Genomic DNA, 26,212 nt, shown 5'->3' on the forward strand with positions numbered 1-26,212 from the left:
TTCGTTGAAGCCTTCGTTGAACTTTTTTACAAAAAAAAACGCCAGAGAGGTTGATTTCTCTGGCGTTTCTAAAACTTTTAGAATGAGTTTTGGGATTACATTCCCATTCCACCCATTCCACCCATGCCGCCCATACCACCAGGCATACCACCAGGCATTCCGCCACCAGCAGCATCTTTCTCCTCAGGTTTGTCAGCAATCATCGCTTCTGTAGTTACTAATAATCCAGATATTGAAGCAGCATCTTGTAGAGCAGTTCTTACAACTTTAACAGGATCTATAATTCCTTTAGCGAACATATCGCAATATTCCTCGCTTTGTGCATCATATCCATGTGTTTTTTTATTTTGCTCTAACAATTTACCAACAACTACTGAACCATCTACACCAGCATTTTTAGTAATTTGTCTGATTGGAGCTTCAAGTGCTTTTCTAACAAGCTCTACCCCGGCTTTTTGATCATCACCTTTTGCTTTAACCTTATTAAGGTCTTGAGCAGCATAAAGTAATGCACAACCACCACCAGTTACAATACCTTCTTCAACTGCGGCTCTAGTTGCGTTCAAAGCATCTTCAACTCTATCTTTTCTTTCTTTAACTTCAACTTCAGTTGCACCACCAACTTTAATTACAGCAACTCCGCCAGCTAGTTTTGCAAGTCTTTCTTGAAGTTTCTCTCTGTCATAGTCAGAAGTTGTTTCATCAATTTGTTGTTTAATTGAAGCACATCTTCCTTCGATATCAGATTTTTTTCCACTTCCATTAACAATGGTACTGTTATCTTTATCTACTTTAACTTTCTTACAAGAACCTAGATCATCAAGTTTAACATTCTCAAGTTTAATTCCTAAATCTTCAGAAATAACCTGACCTCCAGTTAAGATAGCAATGTCCTCAAGCATTGCTTTTCTTCTATCACCAAAACCAGGTGCTTTTACAGCAACAACTTTTAAACCACCTCTTAATTTGTTTACAACTAAAGTTGCTAAAGCTTCTCCTTCAACATCTTCAGAAATAATCATTAATGGTCTACCTGCTTGAACAACAGCTTCTAAAAGAGGAACCATTGGTTGTAGGTTTGTTAATTTTTTTTCATGTAAAAGAATGAATGGGTTATCTAACTCAGTAGTCATTTTATCACTATTAGTAATAAAGTAAGGTGATAAATATCCTCTGTCGAACTGCATACCTTCAACAACATCTAGTTCAGTTTCAATCCCTTTATTTTCTTCAACTGTGATAACACCTTCGTTTCCAACTTTTTGCATTGCTTTTGCAATCATTGTACCAATTTCTTTATCACCATTTGCAGAAATAGTTCCAACTTGTGCTATTTCATCACTATCTTTCACTTTTTTAGCAGATGCTACTAAGTTTTCTTTTACAACTTCAACTGCTGCATCAATTCCTCTTTTAACATCCATAGGATTCATTCCAGCAGTCACATATTTTACACCTTCTCTAACAATAGCTTGAGCTAATATAGTTGCAGTAGTTGTACCGTCACCAGCTTCATCATTCGTTTTGCTAGCTACTTCTTTAACCATCTGCGCACCCATGTTTTCGAACTTATCTTCAAGATCAATTTCTTTAGCAACAGAAACACCATCTTTAGTAATTCTAGGTGCACCATAAGATTTATCCATTACTACGTTTCTTCCTTTTGGACCTAAAGTTACTTTAACAGTGTCAGCCAAGATATTTACTCCTCTAATCATAGCTGCTCTTGCTTCAGCATCAAATTTAACAACTTTTGCCATTTTGTTTTCTCCTTTAAATTAAATTACTTACTTGAAATACCCATAATGTCAGACTCTTTCATTATGCTATATTCTTTGCCATCTATTTTGACTTCAGTTCCTGACCATTTGCCAAATAAAACTTTGTCACCAACTTTAACATCCATTGGGATCACTTTTCCATCCTCAGTTTTTGCTCCACCACCAACGGCAACAACTTTTCCTTCTTGAGGTTTTTCTTGTGCTGTATCAGGTATAATTATTCCACCAGCAGTTTTTTCGCTGCTGTCTAATACTTCGATTAAAACTCTGTCATGTAACGGTTTAAATTTCATAAATCTCCTTAAAATTTCTATATAAATATGACCCTCATATAGATATTTCATAAACTATTTCAAGATAGGAGAATTCATTAATGCTAATTAAGCTAGGAAAATCTAAATATTATGGTTTATAGGTACAATAATGACTAAAAATTTAGACTTAGAGGGCCTAAAATCTATCGTAGATAATTATGAGCTTTTTTACATAGATTTGTGGGGCGTCATTCACAATGGAATCTCATTACATAAAGAGGCGATTGAAGTTTTGTACGAATTAAAGAAAAAGAGTAAAGATTTTGTACTTTTAACTAACGCTCCTAGACCCAATGATACAGTAAATAAATTCTTGGAAAAAATGGGAATGAAAGAAGATTTAACAGAGCATGTTTTTACTTCAGGAGAGGCTGCGCTAAACTTTTTAAAGAAATCATTTAAGTCAAAGAATTTTTATCACATAGGACCACCTCGAGATTTTGATTTATTTAATGAGTTTAAAAACAACAAATCCACTGAACTGAAAGAAAGTGAATATTTACTCTGTACTGGGCTATTTGAAGAAAATGAAAATGATTTAAATTACTACAAAAACTTATTTGAAGAACATATTGATAAAAAAATGATTTGTACCAATCCTGATTTAATTGTTGATCGTGGAAATATTAGAGAATTATGCGCTGGGTCAGTTGCTATGGTTTTTGAAAAAATGGGAGGAGAGGTAATTTATTTTGGAAAGCCTCACCCTGAAGTATACAATCAATCTATTAATAATGTCGGTAAGAAAGTTTTGGCAATTGGTGATAATTTAAATACTGACATTAGAGGCGCCAACTTATTAAATTACGACTCTCTATTAATCTGTAATGGCATACACAGAGAAGAAATAAGAAATAGTGGAATAGCAGAAGTTTCAAGAGAATATGAGAGTATTGTGAATTTTACTCAATCTGAATTAAAATGGTAAAAATATATAAAAATTTTAATATAAAAAATCTACATAGAAAATCTATTATTTTAATTGGTAACTTTGATGGTGTTCATTTGGGACACCAGAAATTATTTAAATTAGCACAATCATATAAAAAAAAATATAAATTAAAAATTGGTGTAATTAATTTTAATCCGATGCCTAAGATGTATTTCAATAAATCTCTAAAAAATTTTAAAATAACTTCTGTAGATCAAAAATTAAAATTACTAAAAGGGCTAAAAGTAGATTTTATTATAACTAAAAAATTTAATAAGAATTTTTCTAAAGTTAAATCAATTAATTTTATTAAAGAAATTTTATTTAAAAAACTTAATTGTAAATTTATATTTGTAAGCAATAATTTTAGATTTGGTTTTAAAAGAGAGGGAGATGTTAATTTATTAATCAATAATGAAAAAAATTATGATTATAAAGTTATTAAACCCACACCTCTTATAAAAAATAAAAAAACTGTATCATCAACATTGATTAGAACTTTTTTAGAGAAAGGAAACTTAGATAAAGCAAATAGTTTTTTAGGAAGATCATGGACAGTTGATGGAATAGTTCAAAAGGGGAGGCAAATTGGAAAAAAAATTGGTTTTCCGACATGTAATATAGATATTAAAGACTACGTTTTAGCTCAACCGGGTGTTTATGCTGTAAGAGTTTTAAGAAAAAATAATAACAAACAATTAAAAGGGATAGCAAATTTAGGTTACAGACCAACATTTAATCAAAGAAAGATCTTATTAGAGGTACATTTATTTAATTTTTCTGGAAATCTATATAATAAGCACTTATCAGTGCAATTTTTAAAGTTTATAAGAAAAGAGAAAAAATTTAAAAATGTTATTCAACTTAGAAACCAAATTAAATCTGATCTAAAAATTGCAAAAGAAACATAATGAGCAAAACCGAAATTAATCTTCCAAAAACAGCATTTTCGATGAAGGCAAATCTCCCGACAAGAGAGCCAGAAATATTAGATTATTGGAACAAAATTCAACTATATGATGAATTAAGAAAATCTAGCAAAGGTAATGAAAAATTTATTCTGCATGATGGTCCACCATATGCGAATGGAAATATTCACATGGGAACTGCTCTTAATAAGATTTTAAAAGACATAATTGTAAAATTTCACCAAATGGATGGAAAAGACTCAATTTATGTGCCGGGATGGGATTGTCATGGTTTACCAATTGAATGGAAAATTGAGGAGCAATATAAAAAAAATAAAAAAAATAAAAATGAAGTTCCAATAGTAGAATTTAGAAAAGAGTGCAGGTCATTTGCTGAAAAATGGATTGAAATACACAAAAGTCAATTTAGGCGATTAGGTGTTGTTGGTGATTGGGAAAATTATTATTCAACAATGAGTTTTGATGCTGAGGCACAAATAGTTAGAGAACTAGGTAAGTTTTTAAAAGAGGGAAGTTTATATAAAGGATTTAAACCTGTTCTTTGGTCAACAGTTGAAAAAACTGCTTTAGCAGATGCTGAGGTTGAATATCAAGATCACAAATCTGATACAATTTATACATCATTTCAAGTTAAACATTCAGAGATAGAAGATTTAATTGGATCAGATGTTGTCATTTGGACAACAACCCCTTGGACAATTCCTGCCAATAAAGCTTTAGCTTATAATGAGTCGTTAGATTATATTTTAATTGAAATTAATGATGATGGTGATTTTCAAAATAGAAAAATAGTAATAGCTGATGCTTTATTAGAAAATGTAATTAAAGAATGTGAAATAAAAAATTACAAAAAAATTAAATCATTTAAAGGAAAAGAATTTAAAAACACTATCTGTAATCATCCATTTATTCAACTTGGATATGATTATGATATTCCAATGTTGGAGGCAAGATTTGTTACTACAGAGCAAGGCACAGGTATAGTTCACTGCGCACCTAGTCATGGCCCTGATGATTTTAATTTATGTTTAAATAATGGAATGAAAGCAATAGAGACAGTTGATGGTGATGGAAAATATACTGATAATGTTAAATTATTTGAGGGAATTCATATTTTTAAGGCAAATCCTATTGTAATAGAAAAATTAAAAGAGCAAAAAAATCTTTTAGCTAATGGAGAATTAGTTCATTCTTATCCTCATTCGTGGAGATCAAAAGCACCTTTAGTTCATAGAGCCACCCCACAATGGTTTATATCTATGGAAAGTCACAATCTAAGAGATAAAGCATTAAAAGCTATTGATGAAACAAATTTTTATCCAAGCAAAGGTAAAGAAAGATTAAAATCAATGATAGAAACTAGGCCTGACTGGTGTGTGTCGAGACAAAGGGTTTGGGGTGTTCCGCTTCCAATTTTTATTCATAAAAAAACAAATGAAATTCTAATAGATGATGAGGTAAATGAGAATATTGCCTCTATTTATGAAAAAGAGGGTTCTGATTGTTGGTTTTCAGACGATCCTCAAAGATTTTTAGGAAATAAATATAAAGCAGAAGATTATAAAAAATTAAGTGATATTGTAGAAGTCTGGTTTGATAGTGGTTCAACGCATTCCTTTGTTTTAGAAAAAAGAGAAGATTTAAAATGGCCAGCATCAATGTACCTTGAAGGTTCTGATCAGCATCGAGGATGGTTTCATTCATCTTTACTAGAATCTTGTGGGACAAGAGGTAGAGCTCCTTTCGAATCTATTTTATCTCATGGTTTTGTCGTAGATGGTAAAGGTTTAAAAATGTCAAAATCTTTGGGGAATGTAATAGCTCCAGAAGATATTCTAAAAAAATATGGTGCTGATATTTTAAGAATTTGGGTAGCTTCATCTAATTATTCTGAAGATTTACGAATTGATTACTCAATCCTTGATCAACATGCTGACTCTTACAGAAAAATCCGAAATACATTTAGATATTTATTAGGAAATATAAATGACAATTTTGAAACAATTGATTTTGAAAAAATAGACTTGAATGCATTGCCAGAATTAGAAAAATACATGCTTCATAAAATTTATAATTTAAACTTAAAATTTAAAAAATATTTTCAAAATTATGATTTCCATAATTTATACAAAGAACTTTTAAATTTTTGTACAGTTGACCTTTCTGCATTTTATTTTGATATTAGAAAAGACACTTTGTATTGTGATAATAAGGATTCAGCTAAAAGAAGATCTACAATTTTGCTATTAAACATAATCTTAAATTCACTTTTAAGATGGTTTGCTCCTATATTATCTTTTACTACAGAAGAAATTTACAGACTTTTGTTTAAAGATAAAAAAAGTATTCATTTAGAAAAATTTTTAACTTTTCCTGATCATTTCCAAAATGAGGAATTAGAGAAAAAATGGAATGAGTTAATAAATATTAGAAATATTTGCAACATCAGTATTGAAGAAAAAAGAGCCAGTAAAGAAATTGGATCTAGCTTAGAAGCAGATCTTAAAATTCAATTAGATCAAAAATTAAAAAATGTAACCAATGATATTGATTTTTCTGAAATATGTATAACATCAAATGCTGAGATTTCTTTTAAGGAGAATTCAGAGATAATTGTTGAAACCTTTAAAGCTAAAGGTACCAAGTGTTCAATTTGCTGGAAAATAAATGAAACTGGTTGTGGCAGATCTGTTTGTCCCCAAAGTTCTTGATGAAATTAATACAAAACAACAAAAAGTTTTACTTAAATTTATCAATTGTTTTCTTTGTTTATATCTTAGATCGCATTACAAAGATTTATATACTTCATTTGACTCAAAATAATTTTGGAAGTGAGATATTTTCATCTAAATATCTTAACATTTTTCCAATTTGGAACAGAGGTATATCATTTGGCCTATTATCTTTTGATAAGATGAATTTGTATCATTTTTTAAGTTTTTTTATCTCAGTTATAATTTTAATCTTGATAATCATGGCGATCAAAAATCAAGGATTTAAAAGGTTGTTACTATTGATAATTATAGGAGGTGCTCTTGGAAATTTATACGATCGTATACGATATAATGGAGTATTAGATTTTATAGATTTTCATGTAGGAAATTTTCATTGGTTTATTTTTAATGTATCAGATATATTTATAACTGTGGGTGTAATTGGAATGATTCTTTTAGAACTAGCTACAAATAAAAAACAAAATTGATGAAAAAAATTAAAATTTATCTTTTCCTTATACTTGCTACGATAATTTTAAATAATTGTGGATCAGTTAAAGATGCAATGGATCCCCAAAGAAAAAATAATACTGATGAATTTTTAGTAGAAAAAAAATCACCACTTTCAATGCCACCTGATTTTGAAAATTTACCAATACCCAAAAGTGAAAAGGTAGTTGAAAACGAAAATGAAGAAAATAATTTAAAAAAATTAATTGTTAACAATCAAACCAATAATTCTGATATTTCTAGCGACAGTGAGGAAAGTGTTGGAAATTTTGAAAAATCATTAATAGAGAAAATTAAAAACAATTAATGTTAAGTAGAAATATTAATTTTATTAATTTTAAAATTAAAAAAATTAATAAAAAAAATAATAAAAAAATTCATTTAAAATTAAAATCAATTTTAAAAAATAATGATGGAGTAATTCAATCCTTAAGAAAAACTTATAAAGACAATTATAGTTTTAAAAATCTTAGATCTTTAAAAAAAAACTTTGATTATAGAATCATAGGTATGGGCGGATCTACTTTAGGTGCTCAGGCAATATACGATTTTTTAAGACAAAAAATTAATAAAAAATTTTTTTTTGTTGATAATCTTCAATCAAAACCAAAAACATTATCAAATAAACCATTTAATAACTTAGTAATATCTAAATCAGGTAACACAATTGAAACTATTGTTAATTTTAATACTCTAATAAAAAAAAAAGACAAAAATCTAATAATTACAGAAAATAAAAATAGTTATTTGAAACAACTTGCTAATCAGCTCAAATGTGAAGTGGTTAATCATAATAATTATATTGGTGGAAGATATTCGGTATTATCAGAGGTAGGGATGCTTCCATCAGAATTGATGGGTTTAAAGCCAGAAAAGTTTAGACAATTAAATAATTTAATAAAAAATAAAAAGTTTATAGATGCTTTAATAACTAATGTATCCAGTGTTATTTTTTATTTAAAAATTAAGAAATTTAACTCCGTGATAATAAATTATGACGAGTCTTCTACTAATCTATTTAACTGGTACCAACAATTAGTGGCTGAGAGTTTAGGTAAAAAAAAGCTAGGTATTTTGCCAATAGTATCAAATATGCCTAAAGATAATCATAGTGTTATGCAGCTTTATTTAGACGGATTTCAAAACAATTTTTTTACATTTTTTTTTGTGAAAGAAAAAAATTCTATAAAAATAAGAAATAATACAATTTTATCAGATTACGAATATTTAAAAAATAAAGATTTAAATAAAATTATGTATGCCCAAAAGAATGCAACAGAAAATGTATTTAGAAAAAAAAATATTCCTTTTAGAAGTTTTGAAATCAATAAACGAGATGAAATAAGTTTAGGAGAGCTTTTTTGTTTCTTTATTCTTGAAACAATTTTAATTGGCAAATGTTTAAATATAAATCCTTTTGATCAACCAGCAGTTGAGCTTATTAAAAAAGAAACAAAAAAAATTTTAATTTAAGAAATATTACAAAATAATATTTTTGAAATCCCATATTTTTTTTCTTCTAAAATATTAATTTGATTTGGTAAACTATCTATCTGTTTTTTATGTCTGTGAATTATAATTATTCCATTTTGTTTTAAAATTTTTTCATTTGTTAAAAATGACAATAACTCATTTAATTCTTTTTCTTTATAAGGTGGATCTAAAAAAATAATATCAAATTGTTTCTTTAATTCTTTTAGATTTAAATTATTAAAAATATTTTTTTCAATTATAAAATAATTTGAAACCGATTTTAAGTTTGCTAGATTTTTTTTTAATATGGGTAATATTCCATCATAATTTTCTACAAAAGTTACAAATTTTGCTCCTCTTGATATGCACTCGATGCCAAAAGAACCTGTGCCTGAAAAAAGATCTAGTATCTCTGAATTTTCAAGATTTATTGTAAATTTATTTGAGTGTTTAATGATGTTAAAAATTGATTCTTTGGTTAAATCTTTTAAGGGTCGAGTATTTAAATCATTTGGCTCTAAAATTTTTTTTCCTTTAAATTTTCCTGAGATAATTCTCATTTATCAATTACTTTAAATGCAATATCTTTTCTATAAAAACCTTTATTCCAATCAAGTTTTTTCAAGTTTTCATGTATATTTTTTCTTGCGTCTGTTAAATCATCTGAAAGTGAAATAAAATTCAATACCCTTCCTCCTACAGCTAAAATATTGTTTTCTTTTTTTTCAGTTCCAGCATGAAATAAATAATTATTTTCATTTAAAATTAGTTTCTCAAAATTATTAATTTTAATATTTTTTTCATAATTATCTGGATACCCTTTAGAGCACAAAACTACGCATAAGCTTTGTTTTTTTTTCCAATCAATTATTGTTTGCTCTAATTTTTGTTCAACACATGCCTCAACGATATCTAATAAATCTGCGTTCAACATAGGTAGTATTGTCTGACACTCTGGATCACCCATTCTTACATTGTATTCGATAAGATATGGTTCGTTATTTACAATCATCAGCCCAGCATATAAAAAACCTTTATAATTTGTGCCTAATTCATCAAGACCTTTTAAAGTAGGTTTAATAATTTTGTTTAATATTTTATTCTCCAATTCCTTATTTATTAATCTTGATGGAGAATATGCCCCCATACCCCCTGTATTTTTGCCAGTATCACCTTCACCTACACGTTTATGATCTTGAGCTGTACCAAAGTTTTTTATAGTTTTTCCATCACTTATAATGAAGTAGCTCATCTCTTCACCATCTAAAAACTCCTCAATTAATATATTTTTAGCTTTACCAAATTTTCCATCAAATATTTCATCAACAGCAATATTTGCTTCTTTTAAATTTTTGGATATGTAAACACCTTTTCCAGCAGCAAGATTGTCAGCCTTAATAACAATAGGAAAATTAACATTTTTTAGGAAATTTTTTGCATCCTCAATATTTTCAAAAACTCCAAAATTTGCAGTAGGTATATTAAATTTTTTACAAAGATTTTTTGTAAATATTTTTGATCCTTCTAATTGTGAAGCAATTTTATTTGGACCAAATACTTTTATAAAACGCTCCTCTAAAAAATCTACTATACCATCTACTAAGGGTTGTTCAGGACCAACTATTACTAAATTGATGCCTTCTTGTTTTATAAATTCATAAACTTGCTGAAAATTATTTATGTTTATACTTAAATTTTTTGCAAAATCTGAGGTACCAGCATTTCCAGGTAAACAATAAATTTTTTTAATTTTTTTTGATTTAGATATCGAATGCGCTATTGCATGTTCTCTTCCACCACTTCCTAAAATTGCAATTTTCATATATTTATTTATATATCTTATAAATGAAAAATAAATTAGCTAAATTAAAATATTTACCAAATAATTTTAGTATAATTGAGGAAGGTGATCATGTTATTTGCGCCATCTCAGGAAAAAAAATTTTACTAGAAAATTTAAATTATTGGAATGTTGATGCTCAAGAGCCATACTTTTCTTATAAAGAAGCTTCTATTAAAAGAGAAAGAGACAATACAAAATAACTATTATTCTTTCCATCTGTCATGCGACCATATCCACTGATCTACATTTTTAAGAATCATTTTTTCTAAAACAACATTTAAAAATAAAGTTATTTCTTTAATTGATTTAGTTTTTTTAATTTTAATTGGCTGAGACACATACATCTTAAAATAGTTATTTTTATTTCTTTCAATATAAATGGGCACAACATCACAATTATATTTTTTAATTAATTGAGCGGGTATTGTAGTTGTTGTAGCTAAATTATTAAAAAAATTTATTTTTTCTCCTTCTCTTACTCTTTGATCAATCATTAGGGCAATTGATTTTCCTTGTTTTAAGTTTTTAATTATCTCTCTTGTTCCAGCTCTTCCCTTTTTAATTTGAGTTTTGCAAATATCCCTAGTTCTGATTTTTTCCATTAACTTATTTAAAAATGGATTATTTAAAGGTCTATATAAAGCGGCACATTCAATACCAGAATTTTCAATTTGCATTGCCATAAGTTCAAAATTATTGAAATGACCAGACACAAAGACTACTGTTTTCTTATTTTTTTTAATGTTTTCAAGATGTTCAGCACCTTCAATAGAAATATATTTTTTTAATTTATTATTTTTAAAGTCTTTAAGATGAACATATTCTGCAAGTATTCTTCCATAATTACCAAGAACATTAGAAGCTATTTTATTTTGATTTTTATTAATACCAGCTTTTTCTAGATTACTGATTATTAATTTTTTAGATCTAAAAACAGGACCTAAATACTTGCCAATAATATTTCCTAAATCTGAAGACTTTTTAAATCCTAAAATTTTGAAAATGAAAAAAAAAATACTAATAAAGAAATATTGAAGGAAATGATTAAATTTTTTCATCTATATTAAGTAAAATTTTCTTTAATTTATTTAAGTTATTTATTTTAAGTCTTGTTTTTAAAAAAGTAATATTTTTTTTCTGCTTTTTATGTAACCTTAAATAATCTTTTTCAGTTGTAATAATACTTAATCCTTCCTTTTTTGCTAATTTTTTCATTTCATTAATGTCTTTATCTAATATTTGATAATGATCAGGATAGATAAATTTTCTTTTAACAATGAACTTAAGTTTAGACAAAGTGCTTTCAAATTCATGTGGGTTTCCAATACCACAAAAAATAAGAAAATTTTTTTTTGTATTAATTTTTTTTAAATTTGTTGGAAAGTATTTTCCTTCAAAAATATTTATATTTTTATTTATAAATTTTAATTTTTTAATTAGCTTATTGTTCTTATTTTCTCCATTAATAAATATTAAATCACAATTATTAATTTCATTAAAACTCTCTCTTAAGGGACCGGATGGTAGAACCATTCCATTTCCAATTCCCTTTTTTGAATTAAAGCATAATATTTTTAAGTCATAATAAATATTTTTTTGCTGAAAACCATCATCTAGTATCGCTATTTCAAATCTTTTTTTTTCAGCAATATTTAAAGAATTTGATCTACTATCAGTTGAAATTATTTTGCCTGAATTTTCTAAAAGTTTTATTTCATCTTTTTGATCTAAATAATTTTTTTTAATAAAAACTGTTTTATATTTTTTTTTTAAAATATTGTGTATTTCAATTGCCAAAGAAGTTTTTCCTGTTCCACCAACATATATATTTCCAATACAAATAGTTTTAATTTTGAATTTTTTTTTTGGAAGAATTTTTTTTAAAAAGTTAAAAAAATAAGCAACTAAAGATAAGGGTGAAAGAAGAAAGGAAATAAAATTTTTATCCTGCCAAAATTTTGGTTCATTTAATTTCATTTTATATATTTATTTATGTAAATCATATTTCCATTTAGTATTTTTTCACCAATTTTAATTATTTTAGTTTTATTTAGATTTGAAATTTTTTTGTTTAATTTTTTTTCAATAATTTTTTGGATTTTACTAATATTTGATGTGGTAGTAGACATATTATTTTTAGACAAAAATTCGTATATTTCTTTAAAATTTCTAATATTTGGACCATTTATAATGTAGTTTCCTAATCTTGATGGTTCCAATGGGTTTTGTCCTCCATGATTAATAATCGAACCACCCATAAAGCAGACGTTGCTTAAATTATAAAATTTCGATGCTTCTCCATAAGTATCCACTATATAGATATCTGTATTTTTTTTTATATCTGTATTTGAGGAATGTTTAATAATCTTTAGTTCATCAGTTTTTATTTGTTCTATTATTTTTGTGACTCTATTTATATGTCGAGGAATTATTACAGTAAGTAAATTTTTTTGTTTTCTTTTAATATTTTTATGCAATTTAGAAATTATAATTTCTTCTCCTTCATGTGTACTTGCAGCACACCAAACTTTAAAATTTTTAAATTTATTTTTTAAAAATTTTTTATCTTTGTTTTTAACTTTGCTTAAACCATAATATTTTAAGTTTCCAATAAATTTAATTTTATTTACACCAAGTTTTTTGAGGAAATTTTTTGTTTCTAAATTAGAGGGAAGGGCAAGTGATATATTTTTAAAAACTGATTTAGAAAAGTTTTTAACTAAGGACCATCTTTTGAAACTTCTATTTGTAATTCTACCATTTAATAATATGACTGGAATGTTGTTTTTTTTTAGATTTTTAAACATATTTGGCCATATTTCAGAATCTACAAAAAAAGTAGCTTTAGGTTTCCAATATTTAATAAACTTTTTATTGAGAAAATTAGTATCTATTGGAAAATATTTATGAACTATTTTTTTAAATTTATATTTTTCGAATATTGTTGCTGAACTTATTGTAGAAGTTGTAACAATAATTTGATCAATTTTTTTATCTTTTTCTAAAATTTTTAGTACAGGTATGATGCTCATTAGTTCACCAACACTGACCGCATGAAACCAAATAGATTTTAAATTATTTTTTTTAGAGTAAATGCATAACTTTTCTTTAAATCTTTTTGGATCTTCTTTACCTTTTAAGATTCTTACTAATAAGATAATGGGGGAGAGTAAAAAGACTATATATAAAAAAAAATTATAAACAAAATACATTATTATTTTTTTATCTGTCTTTCATAAAAATTTTTATAAGCATTTGAGTTTATTAATAAATTTTCATGATTACCAGAGTCTGTAATTTTACCATCATCAACTACGTAAATATTATCAGAATTAAGAATTGTAGATAATCTATGAGCTATAACTATAGTTGTTTTATTATTTGTTAGTTCATTTAGAGCTTTTTGAATTTTATCTTCTGTTTCAGAGTCTAAAGAAGCTGTTGCTTCATCGAGGAGTATTATTTTGCTTTTTTTTAAGAAAGCTCTAGCAATAGAAAGTCTTTGTTTTTCACCTCCAGATAATTTTACTCCATTTTCTCCTATCATGGTATTATATCCCTCATCTAGATTATCTATAAACTCTTTACACATAGCTAGATCAGCAGCTTTAAAAACTTCTTCATCTGTAGCTTCTGGTTTTGCGTACTTAATATTGTTCATTACAGTATCATCAAAGAGAGTGGTATTTTGATCTACTATAGAAATTTCTTTTCTTAAAGATGCCAAATTAATTTCAGAAATATCGTGTCCATCTATCTTTATATTTCCATCATCTGGAAGATATATTCTTGGTATCATATTTAAAATGGTTGATTTTCCTGAACCACTATGACCAACCAATGCAGTCATTTTTCCTCCTGAAAACTTTAAAGAAATATTTTTAAGTACCTGATTGTCTGCATTTGATTTGTAAGAAAAATTAACCTTTTCAAATACGATATTCCCATCCGAAAAAACTAAATTTTTACCATCAGCATTTTCATTAATTAAGTTTTTTGAGTCTATAATTGGCAAAATTCTTTTAGCAGCTGCTAGACCTTGTTCAATTGCAACATTTACTTTTGTAAGAGTTTTTACTGGTTGGTAGGCTAACATCATAGCAGCTAAAAAAGAGAAAAAGTTATTAATTCCAATTTCTTCACTTAAAATCAATTTACCTGAATAAAAAATTAAAATAGCAATCATTATACCAGTTAGTATCTCCATAATTGGCGCTGATCTGATATAAACGGCTGCAATTTTTTCAGATTTTTCTTTAAGATTGTTTACAAATTTTTCTGATCTATTTTTTTCATAATCTTCTCTTTGAAAAATTTTAATAATTTTATGATTTTTAAATAAATCAATAAGATATCTATTTAGATCTCCTGATTTTTCTTGTGCCTCAGTTGAAACTTTATTCATTCTTTTCCCAAGAATTTTTGCAGTTATTGATGCAAGAGGAATCATGATAATTGCAATTAAAGATAATTTCCAATTTTGCACAAACATAACTATTAATAAGCCTAGTAAAGTAAGACCATCTTTAAAAATACTTAAAAATGCCTCAGACAACATCCTAGTGATTTGATTAACATCAAAATTAAGGTTTGATATATAATTTCCAGAATGTTTGGTCTCTATAATTTCAGTGTCAGCTTTGATAAATGATTTAAGCATATCAATTTGAATTAATTTCTTAACCTCTTCAGATACATTTATCATTAAAAGTTTTGCAATATACAGAGATATGCCTTTAACACTAAAAGCTATAATAATAGCTAAAGGTATTAATAATATCAAAGTTTGATCTTTATTTATGAATATTTTGTCAATTGCTGGATCTAACAACCAAGCGGTTGCAGAAGTGCTTGATGCAACTAAAACTGAAAAAATTCCTGCTAAAATAATTTTACTGATATATTTTTTGGTATAATCTTTAAAAAGTCTTTCAAAAGTTAATTTCTTATTCATTTTAAATTAATTTACCGATTAGGACATTGATTAGGATAATTGACCCTAAAAAATTATTGCTTTTAAATTTTTTTAAACAATCATTTGTGTCATTTATTTTTAAATTTTTTACCTGGAATATAAAAAGTTGAAATATTGGTACTATCAAAAACATAAAATAAAAATTTTTAAAATTCATTAGTATTCCAATTAAAATCAATGCAATTATAAAAATTAAATATGAAACCAATAAAAATATTTTTGGACTATTTTTGAATTTTATTGAGGTTGATTTTACTCCTATAATTTCATCATCTTTAATATCTTGGTATCCATAAATTGTGTCGTACCCTAGTGTCCAAAATATGGCTCCCAAGTAAAAAATTATTGGTATTATTGAAATTTGATCAGAAATTGAAATCCATGCAAGTACCAACCCATAGTTAAATGTAATTCCAAGGAATAGTTGTGGCCAATAAGTAATTCTTTTCATTAGTGGATAAGTAAATGCTAAAGGCATTGAAAGCATTGCCATTATTATTGTAAAATTATTAAAATTTATAAGAACAAGAAAAGCAATTACGCATAGACTTGATGCATAAATTGATGCAAGCTTTACTGATATTTTTCCTGAAGCAATTGGTCTATTTTTAGTTCTCTCAACTTTTTTATCAAAATTTCTATCAACAATATCATTTACGATGCAACCAGCAGACCTCATTAAAATTGCACCTGCTAAAAAAAGAAAACTATAAAAAAAATATTTATTTAAATCGCCACTAAAGTCATAAACTAATGTTAAACCCCAAATACATGGCCAAAACAAAAGCATAAAACCAATTGGTTTTTTTAATCTTGTTAATTCTATAAATAAGTTTAATTGGCTCATAATTTACTTGTAAATAACAAAGGCTAGTTTCATAATCAAATTGATTCGCATGAATATAGATTACACCGTTACAGCATTAATGTTTCCAGCTATTCCATTGCTAATGAGTGTGTACAGCAACAGATTTCATTCTCTTAGTATCTTAATTCGCCAACTTCATGATGAGCATGTTTATGAAAAGCATATACCACCTGAATGGAAGAAGCAGTTTATTAATTTAAGTGGCAGGATAACACTTCTTAGATGGACAATTTTATTTGCCTCATTTGGCTTCCTATTTAATATGCTTACTGTTTTTGCACTTTACTTAGATGAAGTATTTGCAGCGAGGGTAATATTTGGTTCTTGCTGTTTATCCATGATTATATCAATTATTTTTTTTATTAGAGAAATTCAAATTTCAACAAATGCACTAAAACTCCATATGTCTGATATGGATGTAGATGTAAACTAGGGAAGTATTACTGCTGGTCCAGTTAGAACCCTAGACTCTAAATCTTTATGTGCTTGTGCAATATCTTTAAGAGAATATTTTTTTGAAATTTTTACTTTTACTTTTCCACTTGAAGCCATTTCAAAAACTTTATTAGCTGCTTCATCAAGCTCTTCTCTTGTGGTTGTGTACTGCATAATACTAGGTCTAGTTAAATAAAGTCCCTTTGGTTGAATTGATTTTGCAACATTAACTGGATCTAAAGGGCCTGATGCATTTCCAAAAGAAACTAACATTCCTCTTAATTTTAAACATTCAATTGAACCATCAAAAGTATTTTTTCCAACACCATCATAAACAACTGATAATCCTTTACCATCTGTGATCTCTTTTACTTTCTCAGCAAAATTATCTTTATTGTAATTTATTACATGATCGTAACCATTTTGTTTTGCATTTTCTATTTTTTCATCTGAACCGACAGTACCAATAACATTGCATCCTAGACTTTTAGCCCATTGTCCAAAAATTTGACCAACACCACCAGCTGCTGCATGGAATAAAATATCTTCTCCTGATTTTACAGGATAAGTTTTATGTAAAAGATAAAAAGTAGTTATTCCTTTTGTCATTAATGTTGCTGCAGTTTCTAGATCAACACTGTCAGGAACTTTTACCAAGTTTTTAGTCGGATAATTTCTATGAGTTGAATAAGCACCAAGGGGAGCTGCACAGTATGCAACTTTATCTCCAACTTTAAAATCCTTAACGTTTGATCCAATTTTAGTTATCTCTCCTGCTCCTTCTAAACCAATTGGAGAGGGTAGAGTTAATGGATAAAGTCCTGATCTGTGATAAGTATCAATATAATTTAAACCAATTGCATGATTTTTAATTGTTACTTCATCAGCTTTTGGATCTTCAAGTTTAAGTTCTTTATATTCTAAAACTTCTGGTCCACCTGCTTTTGATATTATAACTAAATTCATAATTTATTTTACAAATGTACCATTATGATAATCTTGAACTGCTTGCAAGATTTCTGCTTTAGTATTCATCACAAAAGGACCACCTCTTGCAATTTCTTCATTTATCGGTTTTCCAGATATTACAAGAAATTTAGCATTTGTTTTTGCTTTTACTTTAAGCTCTTCACCTTTTGTTAATAATATTAAAGTACTATCTTTAACATTATCATGTTTCTCACTACCAATTTCTATTTCACCATTTATTAGATAAATAAATGTATTGTGAGTTGATGGAATATTAAAATTAAACTCTTTATCTTTCTTTAATTCTACATCAAAGTAAACTGGTTCTACATTATGACCTTTTACAGGTCCTTCAGCGTTTTCAAATTTACCAGCAATAACTTTTACTTGTTTCTCATCATCTTTATGAATACTCATTTTATCTGCATCAATATAAATATATTCAGGCTTACTCATTTTTAATTTAGCAGGCATGTTAATCCATAGTTGAAAGCCATGAAGTCTTCCTTCTTTCATAGCTGGCATTTCTGAATGAATAATTCCACTTCCTGTTTTCATCCACTGAACATCACCTGTGGTCATTCTTCCTTCACCACCAGTGCTATCTTTATGTTCAAAATCTCCTGCCAACATATATGTAACGGTTTCAATGCCTCGATGTGGGTGAGGGGGGAAACCAGCAATATAATCCTCGCTATTTTCAGATCCAAATTCGTCTAGCATTAAGAAAGGATCAAAGTAATTTGGCTCAACACCAATACTTCTTTTTAATTTCACTCCTGCACCATCCGATGCTGGAATAGGGTCAATAATTTTACTTACTTCAATATTTTTCATTTCTGTCCTTTATTTATTGTTTTGCTTATTATTTATAACTCCACCAAATGACACACCAGATAGCTCGCTCATTTCCTTTTTCCACGTTGTTAAGTCATTTATAGAAAGTTTATTAAGATGATCATGTCCGCACGCTCTTGCTAATATCTTCATTAGATCTACAGATGCATTAAAAAATCTAGTTAATCTTGCAGAGGATTCTTCAATATTTAATTTTTTTCTAAGTTCTGGTTTTTGAGTGGCAATACCAGCGGGGCAATTATTTGTATTACACATTCTAGCACCAACACATCCTATTGCTTGCATAGCTGAGTTGGAGATTGCAATACCGTCTGCTCCAAGAGCAAGTGCTTTTACAAAATCTGCAGAAGTTCTTAATCCACCTGTTACAATTAATGATACATGGTCATAACCTTTTTTATCTAAATAATTTCTAGCTCTTGCTAAGGCTGGAATCGTAGGAATAGAAATATTATTTCTAAATATTAAAGGAGCAGCCCCAGTTCCACCACCACGCCCATCAAGAATAATATAATCAGCACTAGCACTTACTGCAAATTCAATGTCATCTTCTATATGTTGAGCAGACAACTTAAATCCTATCGGAATACCACCAGTTAACTCTCTAACTCTGTTTGAGAAATTTAAAAAATCATCAACAGTTGTTAGATCTTTGAAAGTAGAAGGGGAGATAGCATCTTCACCTTCTGGAATTTGTCTTACCTCAGATATTTTACCTTTAACTTTGTTCCCTGGTAAATGCCCACCTATCCCAGTTTTTGCAGCTTGACCACCTTTAAAATGAAATGCTTGAATATTTTTTAATTTATCTTCTGAATAACCAAATTTAGCTGAGGCAAGCTCATAAAAATACTTTGAATTATTTTTTTGCTCTTCTAAAAGCATTCCACCCTCTCCCGAACAAATTCCTGTACCAGCTCTCTCTGCACCTTTTGCTAAAGCAATTTTTGCCTCTTCTGATAGCGCACCAAAACTCATATCTGATACAAAAATTGGAATATTTAAAGTTAGAGGTTTTTTTGAGTTTTTACCTATAATTATATCTGTTCCAACTTTATCGTTATCTAGGAGAGGTTTTTTTGCTAGTTGAGCAGTAAGTATTTGAATATCTTCCCACTTTGGCAAGTCTCTCGAGGGAACACCCATAGCTCCCATTTCTCCATGATGACCAAGTTTTGTTAAGCCATTTTTTGCAAGCTCATGGATGTATGCAAGATGTGGCTCTTCTTCTGTACTCGTTATTTCATTAGTGTTTGAAACTTCTTCTGATTTATTAATTTGATCAGAGGTAAAATTTTTATGTGTACCGTCACAATAAGGTTTGTTGCTACTATGTTTACACATACAAAGATAAGCACTACCAGTTTCTTCTGCTTTAAAATTTATAGGCTTAAACGAAGTACCAGCATGAGACCAATCACAAAATGGTTGGTTTTTAGATTTTCCACAAGTACAAAACATGTATTCTTCATTTTGTACTAATTCTACTTTTTTAGGTTTGTTATCTGCTATAGTTGGCTTGTCCATTAATACTCTTAATCTAATAAATTAAATCTTAAAATAATATGTAATTTTTTATAAGTGTCTTAATTTAAAGCATTAAGACACTTATTTATTTAGTTAATTAACGACTATTTAGTTTTTTATCTAGACTGAAATCTTTTGTTTCATTAACAACTAAGAATAAAAAACCCCCAGCAAGAGCAATATTTTTCATAAAAGATATAAACTGCATTTGATCAGAAAAATTATTATGAAAAATAACTGCTGTAGCGATGCAAAATATACTTAATAAAGCTGCTGAAACTTTTACTTTATATCCAATCATAATTAATATTGGTGCACCTATCTCAAGTATGATTGCTGGTATTAAAAAAATGCCAGGCACACCTAAAGACTCCATCCAGCCAACTGTTCCTTCATAGTTTCCAATTTTGTTAATTCCACTTAACAAAAAAATTAGAGAAATAAGCACTCTACCAGTTAGATCTAAGATGTTGTTCATATTTTTAGTTCTTTTACTTGCTTTAATCATTACTTACTGTGTGAACCATCGCAAAGTGGTTGGTTGTTAGTTTGTTTACAAGCACAAAAAAATACTTTTTTTGTTTCTTCAGCTTTGTATGCAACTGGAGTAAATTTTGAACCTTGATGAGATCCATCACAAAATGGTTGTTTTGAACTCTTCCCACATCTACACCAATAATAAGATTTATCTTTCTCAACCTCTACTGCTATTGGTCCATCTCCAGCTCTTTGTCCTTTAGTCATAATTACCCTTTCAATTAGTTTAGAGCATAACTAATAGTTTGTTATGAAGTATGCAAGAACGCAATATTTTCATACTAGTATACAAAATCATACCTTGATAATTAAAATAAAATAGTTATTTAATTATTCATGAAAAATTTAATTAATTGTCCAGCTGAAAGAGCTATTTATTTTTTAGGTGGCAAATGGAAAATAAGAATTCTTTTTACATTGTTTAATAATAAGAAAATAAGATTTAACGAACTAAAAAAGGCATTAAAAACTATAACTCAACAAATGTTATCTAAACAACTTAGAGAGTTAGAAACTGATGGTATTGTGAACCGAAAAGTTTATCAAGTAGTACCTCCAAAAGTAGAGTATTCACTTACGGAATTTGGCTTATCAGTAATTCCTATTTTAAAATCTTTTTCTGATTGGAATAGAAAAAACACAAGAACTATTTCATTAAAATTAAATAAAAACTTTGAAGAAAATAGAATTAGATAATATTCAGTAACTCTTTTAGATTTTTAATTTCATGTTGTGGTGAATAATCAAGTTTATCAAATGTATTATTATTTCTATTTACCCATATAGAATTATATCCATAGTTTCCTCCTCCAGATACATCCCAAGTATTTGCACTTAAAAAAGCAACTTCATTTTTTTCAATTTTATATTTTTTTATTGGCATATCATAAACTTTAGAGTCAGGCTTAAAAATACCAACTTCTTCGATAGAAAAAATATCATCAAATAAATTGTCTAATTTATTACTTTGCACCAATTCATTTAACAAAGAAGGTGTACCGTTAGAAAGTATTGCTAGTTTAAAATTTTTTTCTTTTAAAGATTTTAATACTTTTGGAACTTCTTCAAAAGGTGAGAGAATTTTATAGAGGTCTAATAATTCATCTCTCGTTGGATTATCTATTTCAAATACACTCATTGATTTATCCAAACTGTCTTCAGTGATTTGCCAAAAATCTTTATGCCTTTTCATTAAACTTCTAAGCCAAGTGTATTCTAATTGTGTGGTTCTCCAATAATTTGCAAAAGCCTCCCACTTATCACCAATTTTATCTTTGCATTTTTCTGCTGCTGAATTTACATCGAATAAAGTGCCGTAAGCGTCAAAAATTATTGCTTTAATATTTTTCATAAACTAATTTAATAATATGAGTAACATTAGATTATATTTTTCTAAAAGTTTATCTAATAATTTAACTGGTACACTTGATAAATCTCAATCGCATTACGTAAACAAAGTAATGAGAGTTAAAGAAAATGAAACTTTCTCATTATTTAACAGCAGTGGTGAATGGGAAGCAAAAATTTTAAATATCTCAAAAGGTATTGTTGAATTTAATGTTACAAAACAATTAAGACAGAAAGAAAATCCAAAAGAATTGTGGTTGGCATTTTCTCCAATTAAATCAAATTATTTTAACTTTATGATTCAAAAAGCAACTGAGTTAGGAGTTACAAAATTTATTCCAATAATATTTGATAGAACGATTGTTCGTAAAATTAATAAAGAGCGATTAGAGAAAGTAATTATTGAAGCAGCAGAGCAATCGAATAGAATTAATGTTCCAGATATTGAAGACCCAAAATCATTAGATGATTTTTTAAATAACAATAAAGTTGATTTAATTTTTACTGATCTAAATTCTGAAAATACCAAAGTAGATTTAAAGAAGGTTACAGATAAACCTACATGTGTAATTATAGGTCCAGAAGGAGATTTTTCTGAAGAGGAAAGAGCTAAGATTCTAAAATTTAGCGGTGTTCAACCATTGAAAATTAATGAGAATATATTGAGATCTGAAACAGCTGTAATTTCAGCTATATCGATCATAAAATACGCCATAAATTGATATTTTGTCGCGAAAACTAAAGTGTAATTTTTTTGAAGACGTTCTATATAGGATAAAAAAATGAAAAAAATTTTAATAACAATTCTTTCAATTTTAACTCCTGCAGTTGCGTTTGCTAACCAGCCAAAAGATTGGCAATTAGGTTTTCAAAAAGCAGCATCAGAGTCTATGCGAGATATAGTTAATTTTCATGACAAATTGTTGCTACCAATCATAATCGCGATAAGTGTCTTCGTTTTATTTTTGATGGTCTATGCATGTATCAGATTTAGAGCATCAGCGAATCCAGTTCCTTCTAAAAGAACCCACAATGTTGCTGTAGAAGTTTTATGGACATTAATTCCATGTTTGATTTTAATCGTCATGGCGGTTCCATCATTCAAAATTTTATATAAACAAGATTCAATACCAAAAGCAGATGTAACAGTTAAGGCAATTGGTTATCAGTGGTACTGGGGATACGAGTATCCAGACGAAAATATTATTTTCGACTCTTATATGATTGAAGACAAAGACTTAAAAGAAAATCAGCCAAGATTATTAGCCGTAGATAATGAATTAGTTGTTCCAGTTAACAAAGTAGTAAAAGTTTTAATTACTGCAAATGATGTTTTGCACGCTTGGGCATTACCATCTTTTGGAGTTAAAAGAGATGCGGTTCCTGGAAGAATAAATGAAACATGGTTTAAAGCAGAAGAAGTTGGAACTTATTATGGACAATGCTCTGAGCTTTGTGGAATTAAACATGCTTTTATGCCGATTACAGTAAGAGTAGTTTCTGAACAAGAATATCAAGAGTGGCTTACTGGGGCTAAAATAAAATTTGCAAAAGAAATTAATGAAGAAGATCAATTTAAAAAACTAGCGAGTAAATAATATGTATACACAAACTGCATCACACGACGATCATCATACACCAACTGGTTGGAAACGTTGGGCGTATTCAACCAATCACAAAGATATAGGTACAATGTACCTTATATTTGCAATTGTTGCAGGTGTAATCGGAACTGCATTCTCAGTTTTAATGAGAATGGAATTGATGCATCCAGGTGATGGAATTTTAGGTGGAAACTATCATTTATACAACGTCTTAGTAACAGGTCATGGTTTAATCATGATCTTCTTTATGGTTATGCCAGCAATGATTGGTGGTTTTGGAAATTGGTTTGTACCAATTATGATTGGTGCGCCTGACATGGCATTCCCAAGAATGAATAACATTTCATTTTGGTTGTTACCAACTTCATTCATTTTATTAATTATGTCTATATTTATGGATGGCCCTCCAGGTCAAACTGGTGTTGGTGGTGGATGGACAATCTATCCTCCTTTATCATCTACAGCGGGACAGCCTGGTCCAGCAATGGACTTTGCAATTTTAAGTTTACACTTAGCAGGAGCGTCTTCAATTTTAGGAGCAGTAAACTTTATCACTACAATTTTAAATATGAGAACTCCAGGCATGACACTGCATAAAATGCCTTTATTTGCTTGGTCAATTTTAGTTACAGCGTTCTTATTACTTTTATCACTTCCGGTATTAGCAGGTGCAATCACAATGCTATTAACGGATAGAAATTTTGGAACTGCATTCTTTGATGCTCAAACAGGTGGAGACCCAGTATTATTTCAACACCTATTCTGGTTCTTTGGTCATCCTGAAGTATACATTTTAATTTTACCAGGTTTTGGAATGATTAGTCATATTGTTTCAACATTCTCTAGAAAACCAGTATTCGGATATTTAGGAATGGCATATGCAATGGTAGCAATTGGAATAGTTGGTTTCGTTGTATGGGCTCACCACATGTATACAGTTGGTTTAAGTACAGATACCAAAGCTTATTTCTTAGCAGCGACGATGATCATTGCTGTTCCGACAGGAATTAAAATATTTTCTTGGATAGCAACTATGTGGGGTGGTTCAATATCATTTAAGACACCTATGGTCTGGGCTTTAGGGTTTATATTTTTATTTACAGTAGGTGGAGTTACAGGTGTTGTTCTTGCAAATGCAGGTGTAGATACAGCAATGCATGATACTTACTATGTAGTAGCTCATTTCCACTATGTGTTATCTCTAGGTGCGGTGTTCGCAATCTTTGCAGGCTTTTATTACTGGTTTGGAAAAATGAGTGGTTACGAGTATTCAGAATGGTTAGGTCAATTACACTTCTGGTTAACATTTATTGGAGTAAACTTAATTTTCTTCCCTCAACACTTCTTAGGTTTAGCGGGGATGCCTAGAAGATATGCAGATTATCCAGATGCATTTGCTGGTTGGAATTATATATCTTCAATTGGATCATATATTTCTGTAATTGGTTTAGGAGTATTTTTCGCAAATCTAATTTATGCATTTTATAAGAAAAAAGCTGCTGCACAAAACCCTTGGGGTGAGGGGGCAACAACTTTAGAGTGGACAGTACCGTCTCCTCCAAATTTTCATACTTTTGATGAATTACCAAAGTTTGAAGATGAAGAGAGTGCAGAAAAATCTACTACCTAAAAAAGTATTTAGGTTTTCTGTCTAAAATTAAATGATTAAGTCTAAATTAAAAAATAGAAATTTAAGTCAAGAAGACGTATTCAATTTCTCTGAGTTATTTAAACTCATGAAGCCAAGAGTAATGTCTCTTGTAATTTTTACATGTGCGGTTGGATTGTTAATGGCGCCAAATATTATTCCAACAAAAGATGCAATAATTGGAATTATTTTAGTTTCTATTGGAGCTGGTGCCGCTGGAGCTTTAAACATGTGGTATGAGTCTGATTTAGATGCATTAATGACAAGGACTTGTTTAAGACCTATACCAACTGGGAAGGTTAATAAAAATCAAGCTTTGATTTTTGGTATTGCTTTATCAATATTTTCTGTTGTTGCTTTGGATTATTTTGCAAATACAATTTCAGCAGCTTTATTGTTATTTACAATTTTGTTTTATGTGCTGGTTTATACTGTTTGGCTTAAAAGAAAAACGCCTCAAAATATTGTTATTGGAGGCGCTGCAGGAGCATTACCTCCTGTAATTGGTTGGACTATAGCTACTAACTCGCTTTCACTTGAGCCATTAACTTTCTTTTTAATTATCTTTTTTTGGACACCATCACATTTCTGGGCGTTAAGTTTGTATAAATCTGATGATTATAAAAAAGCAAATATTCCAATGCTTCCATTGACTAATGGTGTTGAAAGCACAAAATTAAATATATTTGTTTATTCGTTAATAATGTTGCCAGTTATTGTTTTCCCATATGCAATTAGTTTTGTTGGTCTAGTATTTTTAATTCCATCATTAATTTTGACAATTTATTATAATTACTTATGTTTTGAACTTTACAAATTTAAGAAGAACAAGTTTGATGCAAAAAAAGCAAAAACAATTTTTGGATACTCGATATTATATTTGTTTTTAGTTTTTGTATTTTTCTTAATAGATAAAATTTTATGATAACACCCGATAAAAAAACAAAGA

At 28.5% G+C, this 26,212-nt stretch carries 28 protein-coding genes; 13 read left to right on the forward strand and 15 right to left on the reverse strand.

What is annotated here, in order from left to right; genetic code table 11:
- Positions 1-95: 95 nt before the first annotated feature.
- Both groL and groES read right to left on the reverse strand, forming a co-directional pair.
- Entirely contained in the window at positions 96-1,760 is a 1,665-nt protein-coding gene (gene groL / locus ACTTBN_RS06595; RefSeq protein ID WP_075506444.1) for a chaperonin GroEL, read from the reverse strand.
- Positions 1,761-1,783: 23 nt separating this feature from the next.
- Positions 1,784-2,074 carry a co-chaperone GroES gene (gene groES, locus ACTTBN_RS06600; protein WP_440681615.1) on the reverse strand — a complete coding sequence of 97 codons (291 nt, stop codon included), beginning with the start codon at positions 2,072-2,074 and terminating at the stop codon, positions 1,784-1,786.
- A 130-nt stretch (positions 2,075-2,204) separates the two neighbouring features.
- Between groES and ACTTBN_RS06605 the strand changes: the two genes are divergently transcribed.
- From ACTTBN_RS06605 to ACTTBN_RS06630, 6 genes are read left to right on the forward strand one after another with little or no spacing between them, the layout of a single operon-like run.
- Positions 2,205-3,023 (forward strand): TIGR01459 family HAD-type hydrolase, encoded by an 819-nt coding sequence (locus ACTTBN_RS06605; protein ID WP_440681617.1) that lies wholly within the window; start codon positions 2,205-2,207, stop codon positions 3,021-3,023.
- The gene (locus ACTTBN_RS06610) at positions 3,017-3,937 is read left to right on the forward strand and encodes a bifunctional riboflavin kinase/FAD synthetase (RefSeq protein WP_440681618.1); all 921 of its coding nucleotides are present in this window, start codon (positions 3,017-3,019) and stop codon (positions 3,935-3,937) included. The genes ACTTBN_RS06605 and ACTTBN_RS06610 overlap by 7 nt, the downstream gene beginning before the upstream one ends.
- Complete coding sequence (gene ileS / locus ACTTBN_RS06615) at positions 3,937-6,666, forward strand: isoleucine--tRNA ligase (protein WP_440681619.1); 2,730 nt, start codon at positions 3,937-3,939, stop codon at positions 6,664-6,666. Before ACTTBN_RS06610 ends, ileS begins: the two co-directional genes overlap by 1 nt.
- Complete coding sequence (lspA, locus tag ACTTBN_RS06620; RefSeq protein WP_440681620.1) at positions 6,666-7,157, forward strand: signal peptidase II; 492 nt, start codon at positions 6,666-6,668, stop codon at positions 7,155-7,157. The genes ileS and lspA overlap by 1 nt, the downstream gene beginning before the upstream one ends.
- Positions 7,157-7,486, forward strand: coding sequence for a DUF3035 domain-containing protein (locus ACTTBN_RS06625; RefSeq protein ID WP_440681621.1), 330 nt, complete (start codon positions 7,157-7,159; stop codon positions 7,484-7,486). Before lspA ends, ACTTBN_RS06625 begins: the two co-directional genes overlap by 1 nt.
- Positions 7,486-8,652: a glucose-6-phosphate isomerase gene (locus tag ACTTBN_RS06630; protein ID WP_440681622.1), complete on the forward strand. Its 1,167-nt coding sequence runs from the start codon at positions 7,486-7,488 to the stop codon at positions 8,650-8,652. Before ACTTBN_RS06625 ends, ACTTBN_RS06630 begins: the two co-directional genes overlap by 1 nt.
- Here ACTTBN_RS06630 and rsmD read toward each other — a convergent pair.
- Positions 8,649-9,212, reverse strand: coding sequence for a 16S rRNA (guanine(966)-N(2))-methyltransferase RsmD (gene rsmD, locus ACTTBN_RS06635; protein ID WP_440681623.1), 564 nt, complete (start codon positions 9,210-9,212; stop codon positions 8,649-8,651). The genes ACTTBN_RS06630 and rsmD overlap by 4 nt on opposite strands.
- Entirely contained in the window at positions 9,209-10,474 is a 1,266-nt protein-coding gene (gene purD, locus ACTTBN_RS06640) for a phosphoribosylamine--glycine ligase (RefSeq protein ID WP_440681624.1), read from the reverse strand. The genes rsmD and purD overlap by 4 nt, the downstream gene beginning before the upstream one ends.
- A gap of 23 nt (positions 10,475-10,497) precedes the next feature.
- Here purD and ACTTBN_RS06645 point away from each other — a divergent pair, with 23 nt between their 5' ends.
- Positions 10,498-10,695, forward strand: coding sequence for a DUF2093 domain-containing protein (locus ACTTBN_RS06645; RefSeq protein ID WP_440681625.1), 198 nt, complete (start codon positions 10,498-10,500; stop codon positions 10,693-10,695).
- A gap of 3 nt (positions 10,696-10,698) precedes the next feature.
- On the opposite strand, the gene ACTTBN_RS06650 is transcribed toward ACTTBN_RS06645, so the two are convergent.
- The 5 genes from ACTTBN_RS06650 to ubiA are packed head-to-tail and all read right to left on the reverse strand — an operon-like array spanning position 10,699 to position 16,317.
- Entirely contained in the window at positions 10,699-11,553 is an 855-nt protein-coding gene (locus ACTTBN_RS06650) for a lysophospholipid acyltransferase family protein (protein ID WP_440681626.1), read from the reverse strand.
- Complete coding sequence (gene lpxK, locus ACTTBN_RS06655; protein WP_440681627.1) at positions 11,540-12,472, reverse strand: tetraacyldisaccharide 4'-kinase; 933 nt, start codon at positions 12,470-12,472, stop codon at positions 11,540-11,542. Before lpxK ends, ACTTBN_RS06650 begins: the two co-directional genes overlap by 14 nt.
- The gene (locus ACTTBN_RS06660; protein WP_440681628.1) at positions 12,469-13,707 is read right to left on the reverse strand and encodes a 3-deoxy-D-manno-octulosonic acid transferase; all 1,239 of its coding nucleotides are present in this window, start codon (positions 13,705-13,707) and stop codon (positions 12,469-12,471) included. Before ACTTBN_RS06660 ends, lpxK begins: the two co-directional genes overlap by 4 nt.
- A gap of 2 nt (positions 13,708-13,709) precedes the next feature.
- Complete coding sequence (locus ACTTBN_RS06665) at positions 13,710-15,449, reverse strand: ABC transporter ATP-binding protein (RefSeq protein ID WP_440681629.1); 1,740 nt, start codon at positions 15,447-15,449, stop codon at positions 13,710-13,712.
- Position 15,450: 1 nt separating this feature from the next.
- Complete coding sequence (ubiA, locus tag ACTTBN_RS06670) at positions 15,451-16,317, reverse strand: 4-hydroxybenzoate octaprenyltransferase (protein WP_440681631.1); 867 nt, start codon at positions 16,315-16,317, stop codon at positions 15,451-15,453.
- Between the two features lie 49 nt (positions 16,318-16,366).
- Between ubiA and ACTTBN_RS06675 the strand changes: the two genes are divergently transcribed.
- Positions 16,367-16,771: a DUF2721 domain-containing protein gene (locus ACTTBN_RS06675; protein WP_075506429.1), complete on the forward strand. Its 405-nt coding sequence runs from the start codon at positions 16,367-16,369 to the stop codon at positions 16,769-16,771.
- Here the strand turns inward: ACTTBN_RS06675 and ACTTBN_RS06680 are convergent.
- The 5 genes from ACTTBN_RS06680 to ACTTBN_RS06700 all read right to left on the reverse strand — a co-directional run bounded on the left by ACTTBN_RS06680 (position 16,768) and on the right by ACTTBN_RS06700 (position 20,871).
- Positions 16,768-17,739, reverse strand: coding sequence for a quinone oxidoreductase family protein (locus tag ACTTBN_RS06680; protein ID WP_440681632.1), 972 nt, complete (start codon positions 17,737-17,739; stop codon positions 16,768-16,770). The genes ACTTBN_RS06675 and ACTTBN_RS06680 overlap by 4 nt on opposite strands.
- A gap of 3 nt (positions 17,740-17,742) precedes the next feature.
- Positions 17,743-18,579, reverse strand: coding sequence for a pirin family protein (locus ACTTBN_RS06685; RefSeq protein WP_440681633.1), 837 nt, complete (start codon positions 18,577-18,579; stop codon positions 17,743-17,745).
- Positions 18,580-18,588: 9 nt separating this feature from the next.
- Entirely contained in the window at positions 18,589-20,127 is a 1,539-nt protein-coding gene (locus ACTTBN_RS06690; protein ID WP_440681634.1) for a glutamate synthase-related protein, read from the reverse strand.
- 97 nt (positions 20,128-20,224) lie between these two features.
- A complete protein-coding gene (locus tag ACTTBN_RS06695) occupies positions 20,225-20,635 on the reverse strand; it encodes a DoxX family protein (RefSeq protein ID WP_440681635.1) in 411 nt (136 codons plus the stop codon).
- The gene (locus tag ACTTBN_RS06700; protein WP_440681636.1) at positions 20,635-20,871 is read right to left on the reverse strand and encodes a CDGSH iron-sulfur domain-containing protein; all 237 of its coding nucleotides are present in this window, start codon (positions 20,869-20,871) and stop codon (positions 20,635-20,637) included. Before ACTTBN_RS06700 ends, ACTTBN_RS06695 begins: the two co-directional genes overlap by 1 nt.
- A gap of 129 nt (positions 20,872-21,000) precedes the next feature.
- On the opposite strand from ACTTBN_RS06700, the gene ACTTBN_RS06705 reads away from it, so the two are divergent.
- Positions 21,001-21,360, forward strand: coding sequence for a winged helix-turn-helix transcriptional regulator (locus ACTTBN_RS06705; RefSeq protein ID WP_440681637.1), 360 nt, complete (start codon positions 21,001-21,003; stop codon positions 21,358-21,360).
- Here the strand turns inward: ACTTBN_RS06705 and ACTTBN_RS06710 are convergent.
- Positions 21,353-22,015: a haloacid dehalogenase type II gene (locus tag ACTTBN_RS06710; RefSeq protein WP_440681638.1), complete on the reverse strand. Its 663-nt coding sequence runs from the start codon at positions 22,013-22,015 to the stop codon at positions 21,353-21,355. The two genes, ACTTBN_RS06705 and ACTTBN_RS06710, sit on opposite strands and share 8 nt — an antisense overlap.
- A gap of 16 nt (positions 22,016-22,031) precedes the next feature.
- Between ACTTBN_RS06710 and ACTTBN_RS06715 the strand changes: the two genes are divergently transcribed.
- Genes ACTTBN_RS06715 through cyoE form a run of 4 tightly spaced genes read left to right on the forward strand, consistent with a single transcriptional unit; the run spans position 22,032 to position 26,188 of the window.
- Positions 22,032-22,733: an RsmE family RNA methyltransferase gene (locus ACTTBN_RS06715; protein WP_440681640.1), complete on the forward strand. Its 702-nt coding sequence runs from the start codon at positions 22,032-22,034 to the stop codon at positions 22,731-22,733.
- Between the two features lie 60 nt (positions 22,734-22,793).
- Positions 22,794-23,609, forward strand: a complete 816-nt coding sequence (coxB, locus tag ACTTBN_RS06720; protein WP_440681641.1) for a cytochrome c oxidase subunit II — start codon at positions 22,794-22,796, stop codon at positions 23,607-23,609.
- A gap of 1 nt (position 23,610) precedes the next feature.
- Complete coding sequence (gene ctaD, locus ACTTBN_RS06725; RefSeq protein ID WP_075506423.1) at positions 23,611-25,245, forward strand: cytochrome c oxidase subunit I; 1,635 nt, start codon at positions 23,611-23,613, stop codon at positions 25,243-25,245.
- A 31-nt stretch (positions 25,246-25,276) separates the two neighbouring features.
- Positions 25,277-26,188 carry a heme o synthase gene (gene cyoE, locus ACTTBN_RS06730; RefSeq protein ID WP_440681642.1) on the forward strand — a complete coding sequence of 304 codons (912 nt, stop codon included), beginning with the start codon at positions 25,277-25,279 and terminating at the stop codon, positions 26,186-26,188.
- The last annotated feature ends 24 nt before the right edge of the window (positions 26,189-26,212 follow it).

This window comes from Candidatus Pelagibacter sp. HIMB1623, assembly GCF_052047695.1.
Classification (GTDB): domain Bacteria; phylum Pseudomonadota; class Alphaproteobacteria; order Pelagibacterales; family Pelagibacteraceae; genus Pelagibacter.

Coding starts and splice junctions, on each gene's coding strand:
- groL (WP_075506444.1), bottom strand. CDS start 1,760: ATGGCAAAAGTTGTTAAATTTGATGCTGAAGCAAGAGCAGCTATGATT.
- groES (WP_440681615.1), bottom strand. CDS start 2,074: ATGAAATTTAAACCGTTACATGACAGAGTTTTAATCGAAGTATTAGAC.
- ACTTBN_RS06605 (WP_440681617.1), top strand. CDS start 2,205: ATGACTAAAAATTTAGACTTAGAGGGCCTAAAATCTATCGTAGATAAT.
- ACTTBN_RS06610 (WP_440681618.1), top strand. CDS start 3,017: ATGGTAAAAATATATAAAAATTTTAATATAAAAAATCTACATAGAAAA.
- ileS (WP_440681619.1), top strand. CDS start 3,937: ATGAGCAAAACCGAAATTAATCTTCCAAAAACAGCATTTTCGATGAAG.
- lspA (WP_440681620.1), top strand. CDS start 6,666: ATGAAATTAATACAAAACAACAAAAAGTTTTACTTAAATTTATCAATT.
- ACTTBN_RS06625 (WP_440681621.1), top strand. CDS start 7,157: ATGAAAAAAATTAAAATTTATCTTTTCCTTATACTTGCTACGATAATT.
- ACTTBN_RS06630 (WP_440681622.1), top strand. CDS start 7,486: ATGTTAAGTAGAAATATTAATTTTATTAATTTTAAAATTAAAAAAATT.
- rsmD (WP_440681623.1), bottom strand. CDS start 9,212: ATGAGAATTATCTCAGGAAAATTTAAAGGAAAAAAAATTTTAGAGCCA.
- purD (WP_440681624.1), bottom strand. CDS start 10,474: ATGAAAATTGCAATTTTAGGAAGTGGTGGAAGAGAACATGCAATAGCG.
- ACTTBN_RS06645 (WP_440681625.1), top strand. CDS start 10,498: ATGAAAAATAAATTAGCTAAATTAAAATATTTACCAAATAATTTTAGT.
- ACTTBN_RS06650 (WP_440681626.1), bottom strand. CDS start 11,553: ATGAAAAAATTTAATCATTTCCTTCAATATTTCTTTATTAGTATTTTT.
- lpxK (WP_440681627.1), bottom strand. CDS start 12,472: ATGAAATTAAATGAACCAAAATTTTGGCAGGATAAAAATTTTATTTCC.
- ACTTBN_RS06660 (WP_440681628.1), bottom strand. CDS start 13,707: ATGTATTTTGTTTATAATTTTTTTTTATATATAGTCTTTTTACTCTCC.
- ACTTBN_RS06665 (WP_440681629.1), bottom strand. CDS start 15,449: ATGAATAAGAAATTAACTTTTGAAAGACTTTTTAAAGATTATACCAAA.
- ubiA (WP_440681631.1), bottom strand. CDS start 16,317: ATGAGCCAATTAAACTTATTTATAGAATTAACAAGATTAAAAAAACCA.
- ACTTBN_RS06675 (WP_075506429.1), top strand. CDS start 16,367: ATGAATATAGATTACACCGTTACAGCATTAATGTTTCCAGCTATTCCA.
- ACTTBN_RS06680 (WP_440681632.1), bottom strand. CDS start 17,739: ATGAATTTAGTTATAATATCAAAAGCAGGTGGACCAGAAGTTTTAGAA.
- ACTTBN_RS06685 (WP_440681633.1), bottom strand. CDS start 18,579: ATGAAAAATATTGAAGTAAGTAAAATTATTGACCCTATTCCAGCATCG.
- ACTTBN_RS06690 (WP_440681634.1), bottom strand. CDS start 20,127: ATGGACAAGCCAACTATAGCAGATAACAAACCTAAAAAAGTAGAATTA.
- ACTTBN_RS06695 (WP_440681635.1), bottom strand. CDS start 20,635: ATGATTAAAGCAAGTAAAAGAACTAAAAATATGAACAACATCTTAGAT.
- ACTTBN_RS06700 (WP_440681636.1), bottom strand. CDS start 20,871: ATGACTAAAGGACAAAGAGCTGGAGATGGACCAATAGCAGTAGAGGTT.
- ACTTBN_RS06705 (WP_440681637.1), top strand. CDS start 21,001: ATGAAAAATTTAATTAATTGTCCAGCTGAAAGAGCTATTTATTTTTTA.
- ACTTBN_RS06710 (WP_440681638.1), bottom strand. CDS start 22,015: ATGAAAAATATTAAAGCAATAATTTTTGACGCTTACGGCACTTTATTC.
- ACTTBN_RS06715 (WP_440681640.1), top strand. CDS start 22,032: ATGAGTAACATTAGATTATATTTTTCTAAAAGTTTATCTAATAATTTA.
- coxB (WP_440681641.1), top strand. CDS start 22,794: ATGAAAAAAATTTTAATAACAATTCTTTCAATTTTAACTCCTGCAGTT.
- ctaD (WP_075506423.1), top strand. CDS start 23,611: ATGTATACACAAACTGCATCACACGACGATCATCATACACCAACTGGT.
- cyoE (WP_440681642.1), top strand. CDS start 25,277: ATGATTAAGTCTAAATTAAAAAATAGAAATTTAAGTCAAGAAGACGTA.